The sequence below is a fragment of the Symplocastrum torsivum genome (genome assembly GCF_059505465.1).
Genome location: NZ_JCACKQ010000134.1, coordinates 111,316 through 132,654, shown reverse-complemented (window position 1 = coordinate 132,654; position 21,339 = coordinate 111,316). Strand labels below are relative to the sequence as shown.

At 45.6% G+C, this 21,339-nt stretch carries 26 protein-coding genes; 11 read left to right on the top strand and 15 right to left on the bottom strand.

Translation table 11 applies throughout. The features are described from left to right. Positions 1-66 precede the first annotated feature (66 nt). The gene (locus tag AC5JL3_RS35205) at positions 67-354 is read left to right on the top strand and encodes a hypothetical protein (RefSeq protein ID WP_496078873.1); all 288 of its coding nucleotides are present in this window, start codon (positions 67-69) and stop codon (positions 352-354) included. Positions 355-391: 37 nt separating this feature from the next. On the opposite strand, the gene AC5JL3_RS35200 is transcribed toward AC5JL3_RS35205, so the two are convergent. Together AC5JL3_RS35200 and AC5JL3_RS35195 are read right to left on the bottom strand one after the other, a co-directional pair. Next, on the bottom strand, positions 392-811 hold the full coding sequence (locus tag AC5JL3_RS35200; protein WP_496078872.1) for a secondary thiamine-phosphate synthase enzyme YjbQ: 420 nt from the start codon (positions 809-811) through the stop codon (positions 392-394). 80 nt (positions 812-891) lie between these two features. Continuing rightward, positions 892-1,974 (bottom strand): glycosyl transferase, encoded by a 1,083-nt coding sequence (locus tag AC5JL3_RS35195; protein WP_496078871.1) that lies wholly within the window; start codon positions 1,972-1,974, stop codon positions 892-894. Between the two features lie 164 nt (positions 1,975-2,138). Here AC5JL3_RS35195 and AC5JL3_RS35190 point away from each other — a divergent pair, with 164 nt between their 5' ends. The 3 genes from AC5JL3_RS35190 (at position 2,139) to AC5JL3_RS35180 (ending at position 3,764) form a co-directional block, all read left to right on the top strand. Next, entirely contained in the window at positions 2,139-2,309 is a 171-nt protein-coding gene (locus tag AC5JL3_RS35190; protein ID WP_496078870.1) for an element excision factor XisH family protein, read from the top strand. Beyond that, positions 2,291-2,533, top strand: coding sequence for a XisI protein (locus AC5JL3_RS35185; RefSeq protein ID WP_496078869.1), 243 nt, complete (start codon positions 2,291-2,293; stop codon positions 2,531-2,533). The genes AC5JL3_RS35190 and AC5JL3_RS35185 overlap by 19 nt, the downstream gene beginning before the upstream one ends. A gap of 118 nt (positions 2,534-2,651) precedes the next feature. Continuing rightward, positions 2,652-3,764, top strand: coding sequence for an aldo/keto reductase (locus AC5JL3_RS35180; protein WP_496078868.1), 1,113 nt, complete (start codon positions 2,652-2,654; stop codon positions 3,762-3,764). A 163-nt stretch (positions 3,765-3,927) separates the two neighbouring features. On the opposite strand, the gene AC5JL3_RS35175 is transcribed toward AC5JL3_RS35180, so the two are convergent. From AC5JL3_RS35175 to AC5JL3_RS35160, 4 genes are all read right to left on the bottom strand, one after another. Beyond that, positions 3,928-4,083, bottom strand: coding sequence for a hypothetical protein (locus AC5JL3_RS35175; protein ID WP_496078867.1), 156 nt, complete (start codon positions 4,081-4,083; stop codon positions 3,928-3,930). Positions 4,084-4,225: 142 nt separating this feature from the next. After that, entirely contained in the window at positions 4,226-4,390 is a 165-nt protein-coding gene (locus AC5JL3_RS35170; RefSeq protein WP_496078866.1) for a PIN domain-containing protein, read from the bottom strand. Further along, positions 4,387-4,713, bottom strand: coding sequence for an antitoxin (locus tag AC5JL3_RS35165; RefSeq protein WP_496078865.1), 327 nt, complete (start codon positions 4,711-4,713; stop codon positions 4,387-4,389). Before AC5JL3_RS35165 ends, AC5JL3_RS35170 begins: the two co-directional genes overlap by 4 nt. Before the next feature lies 1 nt (position 4,714). Continuing rightward, positions 4,715-4,969: a peptide ABC transporter substrate-binding protein gene (locus tag AC5JL3_RS35160; RefSeq protein ID WP_496078864.1), complete on the bottom strand. Its 255-nt coding sequence runs from the start codon at positions 4,967-4,969 to the stop codon at positions 4,715-4,717. Between the two features lie 130 nt (positions 4,970-5,099). Here AC5JL3_RS35160 and AC5JL3_RS35155 point away from each other — a divergent pair, with 130 nt between their 5' ends. Next, the gene (locus tag AC5JL3_RS35155) at positions 5,100-5,339 is read left to right on the top strand and encodes a helix-turn-helix domain-containing protein (protein WP_496078863.1); all 240 of its coding nucleotides are present in this window, start codon (positions 5,100-5,102) and stop codon (positions 5,337-5,339) included. Here AC5JL3_RS35155 and AC5JL3_RS35150 read toward each other — a convergent pair. Genes AC5JL3_RS35150 through AC5JL3_RS35140 form a run of 3 tightly spaced genes read right to left on the bottom strand, consistent with a single transcriptional unit; the run spans position 5,319 to position 7,728 of the window. Then, a complete protein-coding gene (locus AC5JL3_RS35150; protein ID WP_496078862.1) occupies positions 5,319-5,858 on the bottom strand; it encodes a tetratricopeptide repeat protein in 540 nt (179 codons plus the stop codon). The two genes, AC5JL3_RS35155 and AC5JL3_RS35150, sit on opposite strands and share 21 nt — an antisense overlap. Then, positions 5,785-6,270: a hypothetical protein gene (locus AC5JL3_RS35145; RefSeq protein WP_496078861.1), complete on the bottom strand. Its 486-nt coding sequence runs from the start codon at positions 6,268-6,270 to the stop codon at positions 5,785-5,787. Before AC5JL3_RS35145 ends, AC5JL3_RS35150 begins: the two co-directional genes overlap by 74 nt. A gap of 30 nt (positions 6,271-6,300) precedes the next feature. Further along, complete coding sequence (locus AC5JL3_RS35140; protein ID WP_496078860.1) at positions 6,301-7,728, bottom strand: AAA family ATPase; 1,428 nt, start codon at positions 7,726-7,728, stop codon at positions 6,301-6,303. Positions 7,729-7,883: 155 nt separating this feature from the next. Here AC5JL3_RS35140 and AC5JL3_RS35135 point away from each other — a divergent pair, with 155 nt between their 5' ends. Beyond that, entirely contained in the window at positions 7,884-8,069 is a 186-nt protein-coding gene (locus AC5JL3_RS35135; RefSeq protein ID WP_496078859.1) for a hypothetical protein, read from the top strand. 104 nt (positions 8,070-8,173) lie between these two features. Here AC5JL3_RS35135 and AC5JL3_RS35130 read toward each other — a convergent pair whose 3' ends face one another. Continuing rightward, on the bottom strand, positions 8,174-9,322 hold the full coding sequence (locus AC5JL3_RS35130; RefSeq protein WP_496078858.1) for a WD40 repeat domain-containing protein: 1,149 nt from the start codon (positions 9,320-9,322) through the stop codon (positions 8,174-8,176). Between the two features lie 294 nt (positions 9,323-9,616). Here AC5JL3_RS35130 and AC5JL3_RS35125 point away from each other — a divergent pair, with 294 nt between their 5' ends. Beyond that, entirely contained in the window at positions 9,617-10,591 is a 975-nt protein-coding gene (locus tag AC5JL3_RS35125; RefSeq protein ID WP_496078857.1) for a cupin-like domain-containing protein, read from the top strand. 98 nt (positions 10,592-10,689) lie between these two features. On the opposite strand, the gene cax is transcribed toward AC5JL3_RS35125, so the two are convergent. After that, the gene (gene cax, locus AC5JL3_RS35120; RefSeq protein ID WP_496078856.1) at positions 10,690-11,799 is read right to left on the bottom strand and encodes a calcium/proton exchanger; all 1,110 of its coding nucleotides are present in this window, start codon (positions 11,797-11,799) and stop codon (positions 10,690-10,692) included. Positions 11,800-12,254: 455 nt separating this feature from the next. Here cax and AC5JL3_RS35115 point away from each other — a divergent pair, with 455 nt between their 5' ends. Beyond that, positions 12,255-14,867 (top strand): DUF3536 domain-containing protein, encoded by a 2,613-nt coding sequence (locus AC5JL3_RS35115; protein ID WP_496078884.1) that lies wholly within the window; start codon positions 12,255-12,257, stop codon positions 14,865-14,867. 293 nt (positions 14,868-15,160) lie between these two features. Here the strand turns inward: AC5JL3_RS35115 and AC5JL3_RS35110 are convergent, their stop codons facing one another. Further along, positions 15,161-18,223, bottom strand: coding sequence for a helicase-related protein (locus AC5JL3_RS35110; protein ID WP_496078855.1), 3,063 nt, complete (start codon positions 18,221-18,223; stop codon positions 15,161-15,163). 185 nt (positions 18,224-18,408) lie between these two features. Here AC5JL3_RS35110 and AC5JL3_RS35105 point away from each other — a divergent pair, with 185 nt between their 5' ends. From AC5JL3_RS35105 to AC5JL3_RS35095, 3 genes are read left to right on the top strand one after another with little or no spacing between them, the layout of a single operon-like run. Beyond that, positions 18,409-18,636, top strand: a complete 228-nt coding sequence (locus tag AC5JL3_RS35105; RefSeq protein WP_496078854.1) for an addiction module protein — start codon at positions 18,409-18,411, stop codon at positions 18,634-18,636. Beyond that, complete coding sequence (locus tag AC5JL3_RS35100) at positions 18,626-18,928, top strand: type II toxin-antitoxin system RelE/ParE family toxin (RefSeq protein WP_496078853.1); 303 nt, start codon at positions 18,626-18,628, stop codon at positions 18,926-18,928. The genes AC5JL3_RS35105 and AC5JL3_RS35100 overlap by 11 nt, the downstream gene beginning before the upstream one ends. Before the next feature lie 25 nt (positions 18,929-18,953). Next, positions 18,954-19,103 (top strand): addiction module protein, encoded by a 150-nt coding sequence (locus AC5JL3_RS35095; protein ID WP_496078883.1) that lies wholly within the window; start codon positions 18,954-18,956, stop codon positions 19,101-19,103. A 19-nt stretch (positions 19,104-19,122) separates the two neighbouring features. Here the strand turns inward: AC5JL3_RS35095 and rnc are convergent, their stop codons facing one another. The 3 genes from rnc to AC5JL3_RS35080 form a co-directional block, all read right to left on the bottom strand. After that, positions 19,123-19,788, bottom strand: a complete 666-nt coding sequence (gene rnc, locus AC5JL3_RS35090; RefSeq protein WP_496078852.1) for a ribonuclease III — start codon at positions 19,786-19,788, stop codon at positions 19,123-19,125. Positions 19,789-20,034: 246 nt separating this feature from the next. Beyond that, complete coding sequence (locus AC5JL3_RS35085) at positions 20,035-20,739, bottom strand: phosphatase PAP2 family protein (protein ID WP_496078851.1); 705 nt, start codon at positions 20,737-20,739, stop codon at positions 20,035-20,037. Between the two features lie 200 nt (positions 20,740-20,939). After that, entirely contained in the window at positions 20,940-21,305 is a 366-nt protein-coding gene (locus AC5JL3_RS35080) for a response regulator (protein WP_496078850.1), read from the bottom strand. Positions 21,306-21,339 lie beyond the last annotated feature (34 nt).

Below are 21,339 nucleotides of genomic sequence, written 5' to 3'. Positions count from 1 at the left end.
ATCGCGTTTTGGTAGACCGTTTTCGTCGTAGGAAAACGCTTTGTCGCCCAGTTCCCAATTGAGATCATGGTTGCCGGGAACGATGATAATATGCGATCGCCTAATTTGGAATCCTCTGGCAAGCTCGACGCCAAGCGTAAGCAACTGGCACGGGCAGCCCAACATACACAGAAGCAATTAGTCCACGATTGCCCACCTGTGAATGAGTTAGGTCATGGTGCTCAGCAAGCAAGCCTGAACTTGATCCAACAGGTTGAGATCGAGGGCATTGGGCGACGGTTATCCGTTAACAGCGTGATTGCAGAGTGTTTCGGCAATCCCGCGAAATCCCCGAAAGAATCTCCATTTTTATAGGACGGAGGGGGAGAGTGCCAAATAGAGCAAAGCCGCACTAGTCACCTGTGATATGAACAACAATTTCACGATAATGACTATGGTGACGATGTTCCCAGATATAAATTCCTTGCCAGGTTCCTAAAAGTAATTTTCCATAAGCGATTGGAATTTGTTCCGAGGTTTTTGTCAGGGCGGTGCGAATATGAGCTGGCATATCATCAGGACCTTCTGCATCGTGAATATAACTTTTGCCATCCTCTGGTACTAATTTGGCAAAAAAGTTAGATAAATCTTTGAGAACATCTGGGTCTGCATTTTCTTGAATCAGCAAGCTTGCTGAAGTATGCCGTAAGAAAATGGTACAAAGTCCGGTATTAATGCCGGATTCGGCAACTATTGATTGGACTTTTGAGGTAATTTTAGATAACGATTTACCAGTGGTCTGAATTTTAATTAACTGTTGATAATGTGCCATATCGGTTAATGAGGGTGATGAAGGGATGGTAAAATAGCGCGATCGCTTAAACATCTTGCCTTCTCATCTTTAATTCCTAGTTACTGAGCTTGAAAGTAGTTGACCACCATTTGTGCGATCGCTTCTGTTCCATCTTTGGCTACCGTTTGGGCTAGCCTGGGCGGTTCTAGAGGATGGCGCAGAAACTCCCAGTCGCCTTGGGAAAATTCTTCGGGTGTCAAGATTTGATGATAAGCGTAATCTCGGATGCCATCCAGCAGGATGAACGATTCCACGAAGCCTTCGCGGGTGAGTGAAACGATTGGCGTACCGAGGCGCAAGGCTTCAGAAAAGGTACTGTGTCCCGGTTTGGACATAACTCGCCCACATAATGGCATCAAGTCTACAGGTCGGTAGTCATGACCAGATGCTTTTAGTAAGTTGGGCATATCTGGAGCTTTATTGTCAAAAGTGACGAATTGCCAGTCCGGAAACTGATTTAGACCCTCATAAGGGATTTGCTCCAACCCCAATCCGCCAAAGGTGAGTAAAACTATTTTCTCAGGAGGGGCAGTAAGACCTAGTTTTTCTCGCAACTCGTCTAAATTGTAGCGAGGCGAACCTCCAGGTAAGCCGACATCAGTGATGTTGGGAAAGGCACTCATCGGTTCATGTAAGGGAAAACGAAATAAGCGATCGCTCTTTCCGTAACATTCACTAATCCAATCCGCAATCTCAACAAACCCTCCTCCCCAATCTCGATAGATATAGTCCCAGCCAAAATTGCTCATCATCCAACAGGGAATCCCCGCAGAAGAAGCAATCAGCGGTGCCAAAGGAGGAATATCTCCCAGAACAAGTCCCACTCGATTAGTCCGGATAAAGTTCACCTCACCTGCGATAATCGAGCGTTGTTCAGAGCGAAGTTGCTGGAGTTTTTCTAGTGTTGCCTCTTTATCCATCGTCAAACTGTCAGACTGAATGACACCGACATCATAAGAGCGAGGGCGATGAATAAAATCTCCTGAAATGTAAGACTCCAATAACCAGCGCGGTGCTGTTGTTACGAGAATTAGCAGAATCTCTGGACAAAGTTGCTGGATAGCTGCCGCCACAGAAGCCGCCCGCACTGTATGACCAAAACCGTGGCTGGTGATTGCAAAGTATAAAGCTGGTCGAGACATGAAGAGAGCTTAGTAAAGAGTACGAAAGTGAAAATAGTGTTCCTGTGATAATCTACGAAAAGTAGCGATCGCTGCACCAATCCTAGATAACTGCTTGATTACTCTACAACTATGTCTTTTCAGGATACATAGGCAACTCGTTCAAGGTATAAAATCAAGATATTTTGGCTGAATTAGAGCCAGAACGGTTGCTGTATCTAGCAATTCCTAGCAGTGTCTTTGAGGATTTGTTTGAAGAACCGATCGGGAAGCTATTGCTGAAAAATCGCCGTTTGAAGCTGATAACCTTTGAGCCAAGCCAGGAGGTTGTAAAACAATGGATCACGCCCAATTAGAACACTACCGCCAAGTTATTGAAGCGATTCTGAGCGAATACGCTTCGTTGCCTTATTCCTATGCAGATATTCAACCGGAAGTCGTGTTTGACCGCATCCGCGATCGCTATTTGTGGATGGATGTAGGCTGGGATGGCGATCGCCGGGTGCATGGCTGTTTGCTGCATATTGACATCATTGATGGCAAAATCTGGATTCAGCGGGATGGAACAGAAGATCTGTAAATGGTGGTGGTTGGGGTTAGTAGGTGGATTGAAAACGATATAAAAGCTTTCGTAAATCGCTGTGAACCATGAACCATAAATGCTGGTTCTACTGAATTGAAATCAAAGGAGTAACTTCATGTCTCTCGATACTTATTACACACTGGGACGTTCAGGTTTACGAGTCAGTCGTCTGTCACTGGGTACCATGACATTCGGCACGGAATGGGGTTGGGGTGCTGATGAAGATACGGCGCGTCAACTATTCAATACCTACGTTGATGCGGGTGGAAATTTCATCGACACGGCAGATTTATATACCAACGGCACTTCGGAAGCTTGGATTGGTAAGTTCGTTGCAGAGCGTGGATTGCGCGATCGCGTTGTCATTGCCACCAAGTTCAGCTACAACGCCCAACCCGGAAACCCAAACGCTGGCGGGAACGGACGCAAGAATATCCTTCGAGCCGTGGAGGGTTCATTGCAACGTCTGGGAACAGACTATATCGATCTCTACATTCTCCACACCTGGGATCGGATTACGCCTGCCGAAGAGGTGATGCGGACGCTTGACGATTTAGTGCGATCAGGAAAGGTTCGTCATGTGGGGCTGAGTGATACACCCGCTTGGTACGCAGCACGGGCACAGACAATTGCCGAGTGGCGCGGCTATGAACCGCTGTGTAGTTTACAACTTGAATACTCGCTGGTTGAGCGGAACATTGAACGTGAGTTCATTTCCTTGGGTCTGGAACTTGGCATGGGCATCACGGTGTGGAGTCCTTTAGCAAGCGGTCTTCTCAGTGGAAAATATAAGCCGAGTGAGGGTAGCATCAGCGGCGAGGGACGACTTGAAGCACTCCGAGACAGTAAGAATTCAGCATTCCAGAAGTTCACCGAGCGAAACTGGAAAATAGTAGCAGAACTGGAAAATGTGGCTAAGGAACTGGGTCACAGCATGGCTCAGGTTGCAGTCAACTGGACGGCGAACCAGCCTGGTGTTGCAAGTGTGATTGTTGGAGCTACAAAGCTATCCCAGCTAGAAGACAATCTTAAAGCCTTGGATTTTCAGATTCCAGGCGAACTGAACTCACGCCTTGAGGCAATTAGTCGTCCTGAACCTCAGTTTCCTTACACGTTCTTTGAGCCAAATCATCAAGGGATGATTCATGGCGGTAAGCCAGTTGGCTTGAAACCAACGGGTTACTCCCCTGATGTACTCATCGAATCTCCTGGTGCTGGAGTGTCTTAAAAAGGAGTTGTGGATGGAAAGTTTTACTGAATTACTACAAAACTTATCCGTACCTTTATCCCTTTTTACTCACTCATGAATCCAACAAACTATTTGAAAAACATCAGACTCACAAGAATCCTATCCCATCAAGCTTACCAAAAATTCATCTGGGGCGAACTTCTCACTGTCTGGGTAGGCTTCTAGGGCGGGAGTGACCAATAACAATCAGTAACAAAGCAATACTTAGCTGCGCGTCTTGGTATTGATGATAGGCGATCGCATCTTGATATAGCGCGTCTAATTGAGTCGTACAACTCAGGTAAAGCAGAAAAAGCAAAGGTCAGAACTTAAGAGTTACAAGCCAAAAATTTTTCACAAACATCAAGTATTAGGTAATGAAGCCAGTTGGTTGTACAAATGATTTAGACGCGCTATTCTGATTTAGAAATGCGATCGCAAACCTATCCTCACAGAGACATTCACTCTACCCACTGGCTTTTATAAGCTCCATATTCCAGTTCGGCAACAGTAATTGATGACACCCCTACCTCTGATGGATTAAGCATTTGGAACTTCTCGAAAACTTTGGCAGGTTTCTGTTTGATGATGTAGATGCAAATATTTGTATCTAGCAAAAACCTCATTCAAAAGCCTCTCTGCTTTCTATTACAGGCTGTTCCCGACTTTCCATAAAGTCTTCAGAGAATAGGCTTAAACTGTCGAACAAAGTCTTCCATGGGTTTTCTTTGGAAATCAGGACAATAACATTTCCTATTTTTTTTATATAAACTTCGCTGCCCTGAAACTGAAATTCTTTGGGTAAGATAACAGCTTGCTTATCGCCATCCATCAACAACTTAGCAATCTCCATCCTTTCTCCATAATTTGCGATCGCGTCTTGGTATTTATGATAAGCGATCGCATCTTGAGACCAATTTAGAAATGCGATCGCCTGACGATTCCTCAATTCAGTGAATCCGAAGCTGCCGCCTCAAAACGCTCATAACTTCACCAGGATTGGAAGTCGGTTGCAGAGGACTCCACTCAGTAACTTCGGCAAAACCCCGCTTGTACAGGGTGTGAATTGTATTGTTGACACCTTGGGGAGAACCAATGACAAGTACTTTGATGGGTTCTCGACGTGGAGAGGATTCACTGGGAGGATTGGAGAATGCAGGTGGAGTGGGGGTTTCGCTGGTATCTGGAATAAATTCTTCGGACATTAGAGTTCACCTTTTTGTTGATATATTTGCTAACGACTTTGAGTTCATGGTTTGTAGGCAAATATATCAACTCAAGTAGGATAATATATCAACATTTACGAGATCATGCTCCTCTGACACGATTAGAGGCATGGGAAGAGCAGGCAAAGCCCTCAAACAGGCATTGGAAACCTATCGCATTAGCCAAAACAAGTTGGCAGTCGCTTTAGGCGTAGATCGTTCTATTGTTTTTCGTTGGTTTCACGAACAGACAGACCCTTCTGGCGAGGCAATTGTAGAGATAGTCACGGCTTTGAAGGGAATCGAGCCAGCGGCGGCAAAGAAGTTTGTTGAACTGTATTTAGGCGAGTTAGTTGAGGATGAGGAGTAGCCTTAGGATATTTGCGAGCATCTTGGCATAGTTTCCTCGTGCGGCATAAGCCAGTACCAGACGTCCTAGCGTCGCTATCTCTAATTTGCGGTCTCCGATTTCCCGCAAGATTGGCAAAATCTGTTGCTCAAACTCAATCACCTTGGTATGGTCTTTCAGTGCGGCGTAAGCAGAACCCAAACCAGCCAGTGCAACTATCTCCATTTCGCGGTTTCCAATTTCCCGCACTATTGGCAACATCTGGTGGTAGGACTCAATCGCTTTGGCATGGTCTTTTTGTGCCGCATAAGCAGAACTCAAACCAGCCAGTGCAATTATCTCTCCTTCACGGTTTCCGATTTTCCTCGCAATTGGCAGCAACTGGTGATATGACTCAATTGCTTTGGCATTGTCTTCTAGTGCAGCATAACTCCTTCCCTGTTGTGCAATGGCTGCCATTTCTCCCCTACCGTCTTTGATTTGCCGCGCAATCAGCAAACATTGCCAAATACTGCTGATGGCATTCAATTGCTTTGTCATACTCTGCCAAAACCTGGTACAAATTTCCCAAACCATTCAAACAAACAGCGTTCAATATCGGATCTAATTTGCCTAAAATTCTGTTGTAAAGTTCAGTTTGTTCGCGATAGTACCCCCAAGTGTTGAGTTGATTGTGTAACTCTTCATTGGTCGGAGTATTAAGGTGAGTAGAAAGTATTTTGAAAGCTTCTTCCCATGCTTCTACTTCACACAGATGGTGGAATGCTTCCAGATATCCACGCACTTTCTGTAGATTGGTAGCATCCGATTTGGGTTTGTACTTCTTGAGCCAGTTTACAACGGCTATGTAATCATCGAGCTTACTAGCTGGGACATGAGCCACCAGACTGTTTGGATTGATGTTAAGCTCTGCAAGAATAATCTCCCCTGAGGGTGTCAGGCTATTTGTCATACTGAGAGGGCTAGAGTGGATAGTAGTTGTTCAGTTCTCTGGAAAGAGGTTTGCTCGACGAGTGAGCGCAACGCTACGAATCAGATTATGTTGCCCTACAAGACGCTCGTCTTCATGGTCAATTCCTCTGTCCTCAACCAGATAGCGATCGCGCAATGTCTGCAACGCATCTTCGCATCGCGGCTTATCGTAACCTCGATATTCCAAATGGCTAAGCCAAAAATTCTCAGGTACTTCGCAGCGATAAACTGACGCAGTGCAAAGCAAAAAATAGGCATCCTTAACATCCGTTTCCAGCCGAGCAAAAGTCCTATCGAGACGTACTTTCACTTGCTTTTTCAATTCATGGGTATATCGATCTAGCGCCCACCGATCCGTTTTTCCTTCAACTATTCCTTCATTACGAGCTAAGTCCAAAGCCTCTTTTACCTCTTCAATCTCATCGCCGTATTTTTTCCAGTAAGCTCGGACATTCGCGCTAAAAGATTCCGTAATTTCTCCTACAATCACCCGCAAAACTAAAGGATGACCCTCGTAAGCTTTTCCAATTGTCAACAGCAGAGGTTTATCGAGTGAATCCTCGCTAACATCTAACCCCGTTGTCTCGAACAAGGCAACCTGTTCCGATTCCTCTAGTCCATATAAAACTTGGTGATGCCAGAAATTTTTATAACGGGAGTCTACTAACTTAACTGGCAAATCCTGTGAGGTGACAATTAATCGACTTTGGCAAGATTCTGCTGACAATAAGCTCAAAAAGAATTTCTGCCACCACTCATCGGCAAAATCACCCCAGCCGTCTTCTTCATTTCCTGTCAGCAGTCTTTCTAGAGAATCAATCAGCACTAGAACCTGATTCTCGCGTAGGTATTTTACTAACCTATATAACAGTAGCTCTGGCTTTTTCTCCTCTAGTGGGAGTCTCTCTCCCCACTCCTCTAGCCATCTACCAGCGATACTGGCAAAATCTGTAGCTTTGTCCTCGTAGTCAAAATTCGCTCTCTTGAACTTGTTCTTCCAATCTCCAAGAAACCAGTCTTGTAACTTTACTGCCAATCTTTCAGCCAAAGCCGTTTTACCAATTCCCGTGATGCCAACGAGGATTAATAGCCGACATCTCTCTCGAAGCTTTTCACTCAGATCAGCAACTAGCTGCTCTCGACCTACCCAGGAAGAATCATAAGCAAAAAAGCTGACTGGAGGAGCAGGCTGCTCAGAGGCACTATTGCTACCTTGCTCAACTGGCTTAGTGATTTCTCGCTTATCTAGCCCCAATGCCTCACAAATTTCTTCAAACTTCGAGATGTAAACAGGTTTGCTGTTGACGAAGTTATTGATTGTGGATAGAGCTATCCCTAGATGCGCTGCTAAGTCACCCTGAGTTAGAAAGCTATTACGCTCAAGAGCTGATATGACCTCTTGCTTGCGATCTGGGTGAATCTTAACGGATCGTGGCATAGCTTATTCCTAAAATTTACCCAGATTCTAGCAATCTCGCTTCTGAACGGAAGTCAGTCACGAAATCAGCTATTAACTCAGGTATTGCTCAGATTCGACCTCAGTGAGCCTGATCAGAGGATGAGACTGTAGAGTTTTCAAGGACAAATAACTCAATGTCTCAAGCACAATCCACGATTTCCGCTAGCCAACCAAGCACAACAACTTTACCGATTGACCCAACTCCATTATTGGAAAGCAACAGCCCAACAGCGATTATTCTTGCGATCGCAATTCTGCTTTGGGTCTTGCGTCCGGTAATGTTATTACAAAAATCAGGTTCTTCTAATCGGAAGAACTAGAAGCCACAACTTTGTAAAGTTAGTCGCATTTCCCTCAATGGGAGGTGCGATTTTTTTGATTGTGAATGAGAACGCGATCGCACCCTCAACCCAACAACAAACAACTACTGCAACCGCCAAATCTTTATCGTTTTATCAGCACTCCCACTCAAGAGAGTACGACCATCAGGCTTAAAGGCGACAGCATTAACCACATCAGAATGCCCAGCAATCGTGTCCAATAACTCGCCGTTATTCAACTGCCATAGCTTAATCGTTTGATCCGCACCACCACTCGCTACCATCGTGCCATCCGGGCTAATCGCAACCGATAAAACCTTCCCCTTGTGCCCAGAGAGAGTACGAACCAGTGTTGCTTTCGGAAGATCCCAAATCTTAATTGTTTGATCTGCACTAGCACTGACTAATGTTTGCCCATCCGGGCTAATCGCAAGAGAGGATATATCTTCTGTGTGTCCAGAAAGCGTGTGCGTGGAACTAATGCAGGTTTCACTCGTACAGCCGCTATCTAAATTCCAAATCTTAATTGTTTTATCCGAACTGCCAGTGACGAGAGTCTTTCCATCGGGGCTGAAGGCTAGGGTATACACAGCCTCGGAATGACCAGAGAGAGTGTGCAACAGCTTCCCCGTGTCCAGATTCCAAAGTTTCACTTCATCGTCACCACTGCCACTAGCGAGAGTTCGTCCATTGGGGCTGATTCCCACCGTATAGACAGCCCCTAAATGTCCCGAAATGTTTCGTAGTAGTTCGCCCTCATTCAGATTCCAGATTTTAATGTCCTTCCAGCTACCACTGGCGACAATTTGACGATTTGGGCTGAGGGCGACAGAGTAGACCGAGATTGAGTACATTGGCAAAGTGCGCGTTGGAGGATTACACACCGTACCCGTACAGCCTGCACCCAGATTCCAGACCATCACACTTGAGTAATCGCTACTGCTAACAAGCGTCTGCCCGTCTTGGCTAATCGCGAGGGAGTGAACAGAAGATGAATCTCCCTTTAAGATGTAAGCCAACTTCGCCTTAGGTTGACTCGTTGAGCCTGATGCACTGATTGTAGTGCGATCGCCTGAGGAACGAGTCTCCGAAGCCGTGCTAGACACAGAAGGACTAATTGACGAGGGATTGCGCTTAAAGTAACTCCAATAAACAGCAATCCCAACACCGATAAAGGCGATCGCTCCTAAAAGACTAAGGTAAAATCGGCGACGATCAGAGAAAATCCCACGGGTAGATTTGTGGGAAGGCATTTCTATAGATCCCTTGAAAAGTTGTCATCCTTAGATTTTAGATGCATCTTACCCGACCGCAGTGGAGTGATTGAGCAAGCTGATTGCTAGATTAGCCCTTGCCATTTACTGATGGATGTGGTAATAGTTCGGTTGAAGCAACAGAACCCTCTCAAGATTAAGAGGCATAGGCGCAAAGCTCAGAGTATTTTTGGCTATGGCTTCGACTATCTTCAAGTAATGCCCTCCTCAACGCGGATTTTGAGCTTTTAAAAACAGCCATGACGTGTAATTTAACGCTCTCTAGATAGAGTCATGCAAACAAAGCCAGAAGAAGATAATTTACCCAAGCTAAACAACCGAGATTTTCCTGTCTCTCGTATACAGGCAGCAAAGCTAACTCCCCAAATCTTCTTTGAGGAGTACCAGAACCATGGTATCCCTGTTGTTATTACTGGATTGCTGGATGCCGAGGCGGATTGGACGCTTGACTATCTCTGTGAGAAGTTAGGAACTACAGAGTTTCCAATACGTTATAACGGGCAGCAAAGGTATGAGCAAGACAAACGAAAATGGGCAAACATTGGCAGTGGTGTAGAAACCAAAACCATGTCCTTTCTTCAGTATGCCGAACTACTGCGGAACGGTGAAGCCAAGGAGAACGCTCTCTACCTAGCTAAAGCGACCCTGACCAATACCCCATTGGCAGATGCTACTTTAATCAAGTCTACGGAAGCAAGCATGGGATTGCGGCTGCCTGCCACTGACCTAAATCTCTGGCTGGGTCTGGGAGGGCATACAACCTGTCTTCACTATGACACGATGGATGGCACTTTAATGCAGTTGCATGGTGCAAAGAGAATTGTACTCTTCCCACCCTCACAGTTGTACAATCTTTATCCGTTTCCAGTTGCTGTTCATTTACGGCACGGATTAAGGAAGCGTGCTGGATATAGCCAGGTTTATCCTGAGAAACCAGACTTTCAATCATTTCCCAAGTTCAAACTAGCACTTCAGCACCGTCACGAAGTCATCCTCAACCGGGGAGATATACTCTTCATTCCTGCGGGATGGTCTCATGAAGTAACTGCATTAGGTAATGAAATAGTTTGCTCTGTCAATCGTTTCTGGCACGTTTATCCCTTCTCCCGTGCAGTACGTTCTTGGAGTAAATGGCGTGTTCATTTGGGAAGTGTCTGTGCTATGCCACATACCTTGACGAGTTGGCTAACTGCAATGAGTAGCAGTAAGCACTCACAAGGATTCAGCGAGGTTTTAAAAAGGCTGTGAACTACCACGCTTCATTTCTTAAAAATAGAAGCGTGGTTTCCAGTTTCAAGGGAAGTTGCGGCTACTGATGACACAAAGAAATAATTTTTCTACGTCTACTAGCCTAAGCCTTCAATAATCGGATGGAAGAAAAACGCTAGTCCCAAAACCACATAAGTAGCAAGAAGCAACGTTCCCTCTAACCAGTTTGAATTACCATCAGAACTGATCGAATTGGCAATTAAAACTGACACAGCAACCGCCACGAGTTCAAAGGGATTGAAGTCCAAATCCATCGGCTGTCCCATGAACCACCCAGCAAGAACCAACACGGGCGCAACAAATAGAGCAATTTGCAAACTAGACCCTACTGCCACAGAAACAGAAAGATCCATCTTGTTTTTCATCGCTACTGTCACGGCTGTGGCGTGTTCTGCGGCATTGCCAATCACTGGGAGAAGAATGACACCAGTAAACAAGGTACTCAAGCCCAATTGCGAGGTTGCTTCTTCCAAGGTTTCCACAAGCAATTCTGACTCCCCCGCTACCAGAAGAGTCACCCCTAGCAGCACGCTAATCCAAAGCGTCAAGTTAGGCTTCTCTTCAGTATCTTCTTTCGCCAGGTTTGACTCCTCTCCATCCATTTCTGCGACACCAACGTCAAATAGATAGCTGTGCGTTTTCATAGAAAATAGCAGCGTCAACCCATAGACCAGAATTAACACGATCGCAACGGCAACCGAAAGTTTCTGCAACGTAGCTTCACCAATACCTGTTGAGGTGGCATCTACAGCCGTTGGTACTAGAATCGCAATCACGGCAAGGTTCATAGAGGAAGCATTCACTCGTGCGATAACGGGCTGAAAATCCTGTTCTTTATAGCGCAAGCCGCCCAACAGCATGGCAAAGCCCATCACCAGAAGTAAGTTGCTGATAATCGATCCCGTAATTGTGGCTTTGACCACATTCACCAACCCTGCATTCAAGGCAATCAGGGCAATGATTAATTCGGTAGCGTTGCCAAAGGTCGCATTTAATAAACCACCTAGCGATGGCCCAACCACCACAGCGATTTCTTCCGTCGCCGTACCCATAAAGGCAGCCAGGGGAACAATCGCCAAACCAGACGTAATGAAGACAACGGATGCTCCCCACTCCAGAAAATGAGCCGCAATGGAAATGGGAACAAACACCAGCAAAGCAAACAAAATTGTATTTTTGGTCAGCATCTAGATTTTCTGCACCTCAAAAGGCGTGCTTTCATTCGACTCTAGAATACTCGCTTCTTACTTAGAGGTGAGCAGGATTATGTCGTTCGATAGGGTGTCGTTGCGTTGAAGAACTGTTATCTTGCAATTAAGTTCTATGAACTTAAGGCAAGTTCCATGAACCGACTGTCAGCTCTACTTAGGCATTGCGGTTGAATAAGAACAGTGTCAAAGGTTTTTAAGCTTCCACCCCAAAGCAAGCTTAACCAGTCCTTTCTTAATCCTCGCCAAAGTTTATTTACGTGTTCCTGATTCAAGATTGTTGCCTTTGAAGTAGATACTGGCTTGACGGAGCATAGTTCCCTACCCAAGTGATGATTTCCGTGTAGGGCGAGGAAAGTAGTCTAACTAGTTTTTTAGTATTTGGTAATCCCATGACTTCTGCTGCTGATCTTCCAGCTTCACAAGCTGTTGCAATGGATGCGCTTATAAAGTTTACAGACGATACGGGGATCGCTCCCGATTCCCTACAGACGGCTACAGGTGTGTACGTGACGGTTCACGGTCATTTTTATCAGCCGCCGCGTGAAAATCCTTATCTTGACACGATTGAGCGCCAGCCCAGTGCAACACCGTTCCACGACTGGAATGAGCGAATTCACCATGAATGTTATCGCCCCAATGCCTTTGCCAGGGTGTTGAATGAGCGGGGTGAAGTTGTGGGGATCGTGAACAACTATGAGTATTTGAGCTTTAACATCGGGCCAACGCTGATGTCATGGCTGGAACGCTACGATGTTGAGGTTTATCAGCGGATTCTAGAAGCCGATCGCAAAAGTGCTGAGCGTCTAAATGGTCATGGTAATGCGATCGCGCAGGTTTACAACCACATCATCATGCCTCTGGCAAACGAACGGGACAAATACACCCAAATCCGTTGGGGCAAAGAAGACTTCCGCTCCCGATTTGGTCGCGATCCCGAAGGCATGTGGCTAGCGGAAACGGCTGTGGACTATGCCACATTAGAGGCACTCGTTGCAGAGGAAATTAAATTTATCATTCTCGCTCCCTCCCAAGCAGAACGGTGTCGCCCCCTCCCCAATGACGATCAACCTGTTACTCAATGGCTGGAAGTGGGTGGTAGCCAAATTGATCCCACTCGCCCTTATCGGTGTTTCCTTGCTGATGGCAAGTATATTGATATCTTTTTCTACGACGGCCCAATCTCTAGAGATATGGGTTTTAACGATGTTTTAAGTTACTCCCCTCACTTTTTGGGGCGTTTGGGTCAAGCCGTGCGTGGGGATCATCGACCAGCACAGCTTATTTCTGTCGCAACAGATGGGGAAACCTTTGGGCACCATAAAGGCGGGACAGAGAAATGTCTTGCTTACGCTTTTACCCAAGAAATTCCCAATCGAGGCTGGACTGTCACGAACTTTGCTCACTACCTCAGCATCAATCCACCGACTTGGGAAGTCGTACTGAAGCCTGTAACTGCTTGGAGTTGCGCCCATGGAGTTGAGCGTTGGCAGGAGGACTGTGGTTGCGGTGGTGGTGGGGCATGGAACCAGAAGTGGCGGCGTCCGTTGCGGGATGCTCTTGATTGGCTGCGGGATCGATTAGCTAAGGTTTATGAAGAGACAGGGCGGCAGTTATTCCGTGATCCTTGGGCAGCACGGGATGAGTATATCAAAGTGATGCGCGATCGCTCCCCAGCGAATGTCGAAAGCTTTTTGGATCGTCATCGCAATCATAAACTCTCACCTGCCGAACAGATTGATGCCTTACGCCTTTTGGAAATGCAGCGTCACGCGCTGCTGATGTATACCAGTTGCGGCTGGTTCTTTGAAGAACTCTCTCGTCCAGAAGGGGTACAGATTCTCCGTTATGCCTCTCATGCGTTGGAATTAGCGGGTGATGTCGCTGGGGTGCAATTGGAAAAAGGCTTCCTTAGACGCCTTGCCCTTGCACCTAGTAATGTTGATTTCTTCAAAACTGGTTTAGAGGTTTATCGGCAACTGGTGGTGTCGGCACAAATCAGCTTTAAGCAAGTAGCTGCCCACTATGCAATTAGTTCACTGTTCACCAGCTATCCCCAACAGCAACGACTCTACTGCTACGAGGCTCATCAACTCGACTACCAGCTACAACGGATGGGATCGCTGACGCTAGCTGTGGGACAGTTACGCCTGGTTTCAGAAATTACCTGGGAAAGTTCTCATCTTGTATTTGCTGTGCTGCACTTAGGGGGTTGGGACTTCCACTGCTGCATTCAACCGTTTGCGGGACGCCGTGCCTACAGCAAACTTAAAGAAAAGGTGTTCGAGGCTTTAAAACAGGCGAGTGCTGCCCATGCAATTCTGGCAATGAACCAGATGTTTGGTGATCAATCGTTTAGCTTGCAGAACCTGTTTGCTGAGGAGCGTCACCGGATTATGGGACTATTAAGTCAGGAAACCTTGACACGATTAGATCAGCTTTATACTCAGGTTTACCGGGATAATTATGGCGTATTGATGGCATTCCATCGAGATGAGTTGTCAGTTCCGCAGGAATTGCAAGTGGCTGCGGAGATTGCGCTTTCAAATCGGTGCTTATGTTCCTTGCGATCGCTAGAGCAGGAAACAAGCGATCCCCAGATGGTATTCAGTCACTTAGCCGAGTTGGAAGCGATCGCAACAGAAGCCCAGCATCTACGTTGCCAGCTCAAAATCCCAGAAGCAAGGCAAACGCTAGAACAGATGATTTTGCGATCGCTCTGGCAAGTCTTGCACGACGCTAATCCAGACACCTTAAAATTTGATATCTACCGCATTGAGCGTCTAATTGAGTTAGGCAATCAGCTTCACCTTGGGTTATGCCTGGATCGTTGCCAGGAACTGTACTTCAGCAGCCTACAAACGCGCCTCGTCCCTCAGTGCAAACTGGCAATTCAAGCCCAGTTGATTTCTGAAAAGAACGACGTGGGTGAGTTGACGAAACTGCCTTCAAAAACTGATTGGGATACTACTCAACTACGCCAGTTGCTCCAGCTTGGTGAAAAACTGGCTGTAGATGTCAGCCACTGGTTGAGTCAGTTGCCTTAGGGTTGTTGTCTCTCTAGTGAGTGTGTAATTAACTCCAATGTGTAGGAAGTAGGCAGGGGAAGCGAGAAGCCAATCTCCCCCTGCCCTTGCTTTCTATTTCGCACTTCTGCGGTTGAATAAAAAGTTTTGCTACTTGAGTTGTAGGTGGGGTGTATCCCGAAAGTGATCTCTTGGTATTCAGGGGTAAGTTACCGTGAGACTATTCGCAAGGATATGGTTTTGAGGTTGGTGGTGGGGCACTCATTGCTTGACAAGATTAAGAAGCGATCGCCACTATTCAAGTCTGTTCTCTCCTACTGAAGCACTGCAACAAGTGCCACTGGAATTGGGAGAAAATATGACTTCTTAGTAAGTCCCCCAAGTTTTCTTGATTGCTCCAACCATTTTGCAAGTTCTTGGCTTGCGCTTTTTGCAGCCTCAAGCACACCAGTTTCTATTAATGTTGAACCCGTTTTAAGTGCATCTTTCTCCAACAGGGAAATCATTTGGTAAACTTCTTTGGCTGATGCGCCTTGAGCTTCTATAGACTTGGATAAGTCACTACTGAAAGCGTAAAACGTTAAGTAAGAATCGGTGCTGGCTAGCGCATGATTTTCTACTTCACGAAGCGGGTGAGTGGCAAATAAGAGATAATGAGCATCTCGCAGATTAGGAAATTGTTCATACAACTGGTTCGCTGAGATTGTAGTAAAGTCTGCCTTACGCTGTCGAGCTAGAGAACACGCAAGATAACCAATTGGATCGGCGTTGCGGGGAAGCGGACGATGCTCGATTACTCCCTCCCGTTCATTCTTAAACCAAGGATAAAGACCTGCTAGCAAGATATTTTCTTTCTCCCTGCCAAAGACCTTGAATTCTGGGTCAAACGTGAATTTCCTGCCTTGAATGGTAGCAATCTTAGCCTGAGCAGTTTCCATAGCTGTACCTTCGTCACGGAATACAGGACGGCTCCACTCCTTGGTACTAAATGTAAGTTCATATTTCTGATCAACACCAGGTAATCCTAATTCCATCCATCTGTCAAGCCGCTTCGCTAGTTCTTCTCGACTGATGACCCATTGCTGAGTAAGTTGTGTTTGAAGTTCCCCTAATTTCTCTTCCATATCCTTCTGGTCGGCTTCAGCCTGCTTGAGGATATCGTCAATTAGTGAAAACTTTTCTTCTTCGATATCCTGAAAGATTTTCTCCTCCTGTTCAATACTGAGAGAACCCAGAATTTTAAGACGCATTCTTTCATCTGTGATTCCAAGTTGAGTAAAGCGATCAACTAATGCTTGCTCCCGTCTTTGCTCATGCGTTCCAGCAATAATCAAGTAATAAGCAATAACATCTAAGATTTGCCCCAGTCGAGCGACGCGACCGTTTCGTTGCATCAGCACTGCTGGATTTGGACTCAAATCCCAATGAATAACGCGGTTTGCAACTTGAAAATCAAACCCTTCGTCTGCGGCTGAAGTTGCAACTAGGACTCTTACGGGACTATTCACATCACGCAATTTGGCAACAGCTTCCTCTCTCTGAGCAAGGCTCATATCTCCAGTCAGTTTTTCACTCTCTCTGGGAAGAGCTTTAATGATAATCTCGCAGGTTTGTAAACTCTCAGTAAAAACTAGAAATTTTGACTCAGGATGCTTTGCCAAGATATCTTTGAGCCAAGTTAGCTTGGCATTCTCCGCTCCAGTTTCATCTTCACTATGAAAATCTGCAAAGTTCAGCAGTTCTAGCGCAAATTCTGTTAGTTCTGTAATCTCTTCATGAGTAGCAACAAAAGTATTATCTTCATCATCACCTCTACGAAGCTTTTCATTAAGTCTGTAAATATCGACTATTTTATTACCCGGTAATGGTTGTCCTAAGCTTTTTGCATCAAACGAAAAATCATCGCTGGGAAAAGAGACTGTAACGTGCCCAGATTTATTGCGTTCGTCGTAAGCGGCAAGCTTTTGAGAAATTCCTTTAATAAGCTTGCGAAGATTCGCTGTACTTTCGGAAATATCTTGTCTGTATTCATCTTGAGTTTTCCACTCTTGATGTCTGACGCACCAACGGAACAGCCACATTGCGCCAGTAATAGTAGTGCTAGTTAATCGCGTTTCAAGTTGACGAATTGCAAATCCACCAAAACTCTCACCGTAATTACTATAAATCTCTTTTATTTTTTCCCGAATATCTTCAATCAATTTCAAGTAGGCTTCGCTTGCTTGGAGAGGCGGACGTTCGATCGCCAAGTTCGGGAATAAGCGTTTATCAGACCAGCTACGGACATTATAATGCTGCCGCCAAATGACTGCCGTAGATGAGTTATCAGAACCTAAAACTTGAACGAGTTCTCTGTCAGTTAACTTAGGTGAATATGCATTTTCAATCTCTGAAGTCTTATTTGTGAGAAGACGTAATAGGTTGATAAATTGGGGTCTGGAGCGAAAGGGAGTAGCACTCATGAAGATTACTAGCTTTGGAGGAGCGGAATCATGCCAAAATTCTCCAGTGATCATTTGGTAAGCAGCTTCATAAGCTCTTGTTGTTGCTTTTAGACCAATACGCTGTGGGCTAGTTAGTTCATCTTCGCTTGCACAATGATGTGCTTCGTCAATAATTAAAATTTCGGGGCTAACCCCTGTAGGCAACTTTTTTTTCTGTGCCTTTTTTACATAACGTCTCGCAGCATCCATACTGGCGATATGAATTCCGTCAGTACGATTGCCATATTCAACAAAAGATTTCTCAACTTGAACAATACTCTCACCATCTACACCAGGGATAACTGACTGGAGTTTCAGCCTGACATCATCTAGGAGTCCACCCTTTGTTAGGTAAAGACAGCGAAGCAGCTTAGAATCAACCTGTGCAACAAGCAAATCTCGTAGTATCAAACCCACTTCAATTGTTTTTCCAAGTCCAACCTCGTCAGCAATAAGGAGGCGTTGAACTTGTGTCTGATGAGCCTTCATATACTGTTGCAGCGCCAATTGATGAGGAAAAGGATCTTTGTCACTGGCAGTAATTCGACCCGAAGAGATGTTGGCAAGTAGTTCTAACGCACCAAGCCGCATAGCCGTGTTAGCTTGAAATGCTGGATTTAAATCTTTTTCCCCAAGCACACTCCCTCCAGGAAGGTATGCCTTCTTTGGGATCAGCATCTCTTCGATATTAAAGTTGCTAGACAATTTTTCCCAATCACGAAAGCTGCTAAATGGAATTCCTCGACGCTGTGTTAATTCGTTTGGGTTCGCGGGAGTTCCGATGGTAAAAGCGTAGTGAGAGTAAGCAGGTGCATTTGGGTTATCCGGGTCTGCAAGAACCAGATCCGTATGATGACCGCTTACAGAAGGAACCTCAAACAAATAATAGGACATAATTAGGTACTCCTGAATAGGTATACCTAATTTAGACTACCTGTCCTGAAATCGTCAAGGTGCATCAGAAGTTCGTTTGTTCTTCAAGCGGTTGAATAGCTTCTCAAAACGTCATTCTGAGGACATCAGTGTTGGTAGTGATAGACTGAGAACAAAATAATGGCTAGTTACTGAGCGAGGTTAGTATGAACGCAGAATTTGCTCAGGTTTTTGAGTTAACCCTCTCAGAAAAATTGCAACTTCTCGAAGACTTATGGGACAGTATTGCCTTGGTTCCCGATCAAATCCCTGTGCTTGATTGGCAAAAAGAAGAACTTGCTAGGAGGAAAGCAATCTATTTGCAAAATTCTGACTCAGGCAGTTCATGGGAAGCCGTTAAGGAACGAATTCGTAGCAGACAGCATGGTGCTTAGAAGTCTGATTATTCTGCCAGAGGCAGAACAAGATGCGGCTCAAGCTTATTTTTGGTACGAAGAACAGGAATCTGGTTTAGGTGAAGAGTTTCTTCGTTGTGTCGATGCTTGTATTCAGTTCATCCGGCGGAATCCAGAGCTTTACCGGGTAGTTTATGAAAGCTATCGAAGGGCTGTAGTTCGGCGATTCCCTTACGTTCTTTTCTATGAGTATTCAGACAATACAATTATTGTCTACTCAGTTTTTCATTGTTCTCAAGATCCAAAGAAATGGCGCAGTCGGCTGCCATAGGAGCAACAACCTACTTGTGTAAGCAATTTGGGATAGTGGTATTGCAGCCGAGCAAGTTTACCCTGATCTAACCAATGCACAGAAGCAAGAGCTTGCTCGTCGAATTGCTGATAAAGATTGTGTTCCAGATCATGTGCTGACGTGGGAGGAAATCAAAGCATCCGTTAAGAGATAGCGATCGCCTTTCCCTTGATCTAAAACATTAGTCCAAGTTTTTTCAGTGCCGCTTCAGCCGCAAGCTTCTCGGCAGATTGTTGATTACTCTCTGTTGCCACACCATACACTTCGCCACTTACGCAGGCGGCGGCGGTGAATCTTGTAGGGCAATTTGGTTGAGACTCTTCAAGGATGAAATAATCAGGCACTTGACCAACGTTTAAGAGCGACCATTGCTGAAACAAAGCCTTGTAATCCAGGCTAGAGCGAGAACGAGTTGTTTTTCTTAGTACTGAGGTGAACAGAGGTTTAACAAAAGCACGGACAGCATCAATGCCGGAGTCTAGAAAGTAGGCACCGATAATCGCTTGAAATATGTTACTAAGTAACGTTGTACTTAGGTCGCCCTCTTCTTTGACTACCTCTGTGCCAACTAGCATTTGTTTATCGATGCCCAGGACGATTGCGAACTTTGCTAGTTGATTTTGATTGATTAATGAAGAACGCCGATAGGTCAGTTCTCCTTCCCCCATCTCTGGGTAAAGCTTATAGAGAAACGCACTGCTCAAAAAAACTAGGGCAGAGTTACCGAGATACTTCAGTCGTTCATTGTCTTCGAGTCCCCCATGTTCATCACGGTAGGAGCAATGGGTAAGCGCAAGGCTGAGGAGTGAAGCATTGCGGAAGTTTGGTAGTTCAGGCATCTCTATCTCTCCACTGGGATGGAAAATTTAATAGTGTGGAAATATCGTTCCACATCTATAGTTCCCAGTTTTCTCTTCCTTTTAACAGATGAAACTGAATAAAATTTGCGATCGTCTAGATTCAGCTAACCCCGCAGGAGCCTCACGTCTCATCCGTTAGGGAGGTGTAGGAGCGTCACAAGAAGGGAAGGCATCATGAGCCAATACTCACAACGATGGCATGAAAATTTCCCTCCCCTGCTATTTCTATTGATTCTTTGAGCGCCTGTTCGTGGGATGTAGTCTCAGAAGTACACTAACCCCCACTGCCCAAGCAACTGAAGCCATCCAGCCTGCCAAAATATCACTAGGGTAGTGAACCCCCAAATAGAGCCTTGTCCAGCCAATCGTTAAGACAAACAAGCCCCCAACAACCAGAACTGGCAAGCGCCAACGGCTATGCCAAGTCAAAATCAGCAAAGCCGCCACCAACGTCATACTCGACATCGCATGACCACTCGGAAATCCATAATCAAACTCTGGCGCTGGTGACTCCCACAAATGGGGACGTACTCGATGCAGCAGAACTTTGGCAGTACGATTGATGACGATGCTTCCTAACAAAGTGGTGGTTAAATAAGCAAGCGCTCGCCACCGTCGTTGTCTGAACAAAATTAGCACAACGACAGCAGCGACCGGAAATACCCCCCAAAACACGCCAAACTTAGTCAGCGTTACTGCAAAAACATCTAGTTGAGGTCGCGCTGTTGTGCGAATGGCTAACAGAAGCGGCACATCCCAAGGGAAACCCCCTTCGTTCTCCCAAACCTCCTCAGCAAGCTCCCCAAAAACCTGTAACGGCAAAAAAACTCCAATCAATAGCAGTAGGAGCGATCGCCAATGCTTAGTCAGTAGACGCTTGAGAAAGCTCAAGAAAGACTGCAGAAGTCTCCAGACTTCAGAGTTAAACATTCGCTTACTCCAGTGAGAGTATTGATGGAAGTCACAGATATAGCAGAAAGCCGCCAGCTATCAGCTTTTTTGTTTTCCTTGCTCTGTCTCTATGAGGCAAGGGCACCAGATACCCCTCTCCGAATCGGGGAGGGATCGAGACGGGATATGCGTTTAATTATTTTTTCTACTTCCTAGAAACTTCACCTGAGAAAAAAGTTTTATTTCCTGAGATGGGTTTCGAGGACTTCCAGAAGTTCAGCTGTGGCAAAGGGCTTGGTCAGATAGCCGTTTGCTCCCAATAATTCCCCTTGGCGAAGGACATCTTCGCTAGACTCAGCAGTGAGGAAGATAAAAGGAAGGCTTGCCGTAACTGGGTCTTGACGTAACGACCTCAAAACCTCATAGCCATTCATTTCTGGCATCCTTACATCACACAAAATTAAATCTGGAACAAATTCTTTGGCTAACTGCAATCCGCAGCGACCATCTCCAGCGCCGATCGCATTAAACTCTCTTGTGTTTAATATGTGTAGGATACTCTCACGCAGCAGTTCGTCATCTTCAATCACCAATACCTTTGCCATCGATCGCTATTTGAGAATTGGACTACGGTACGAC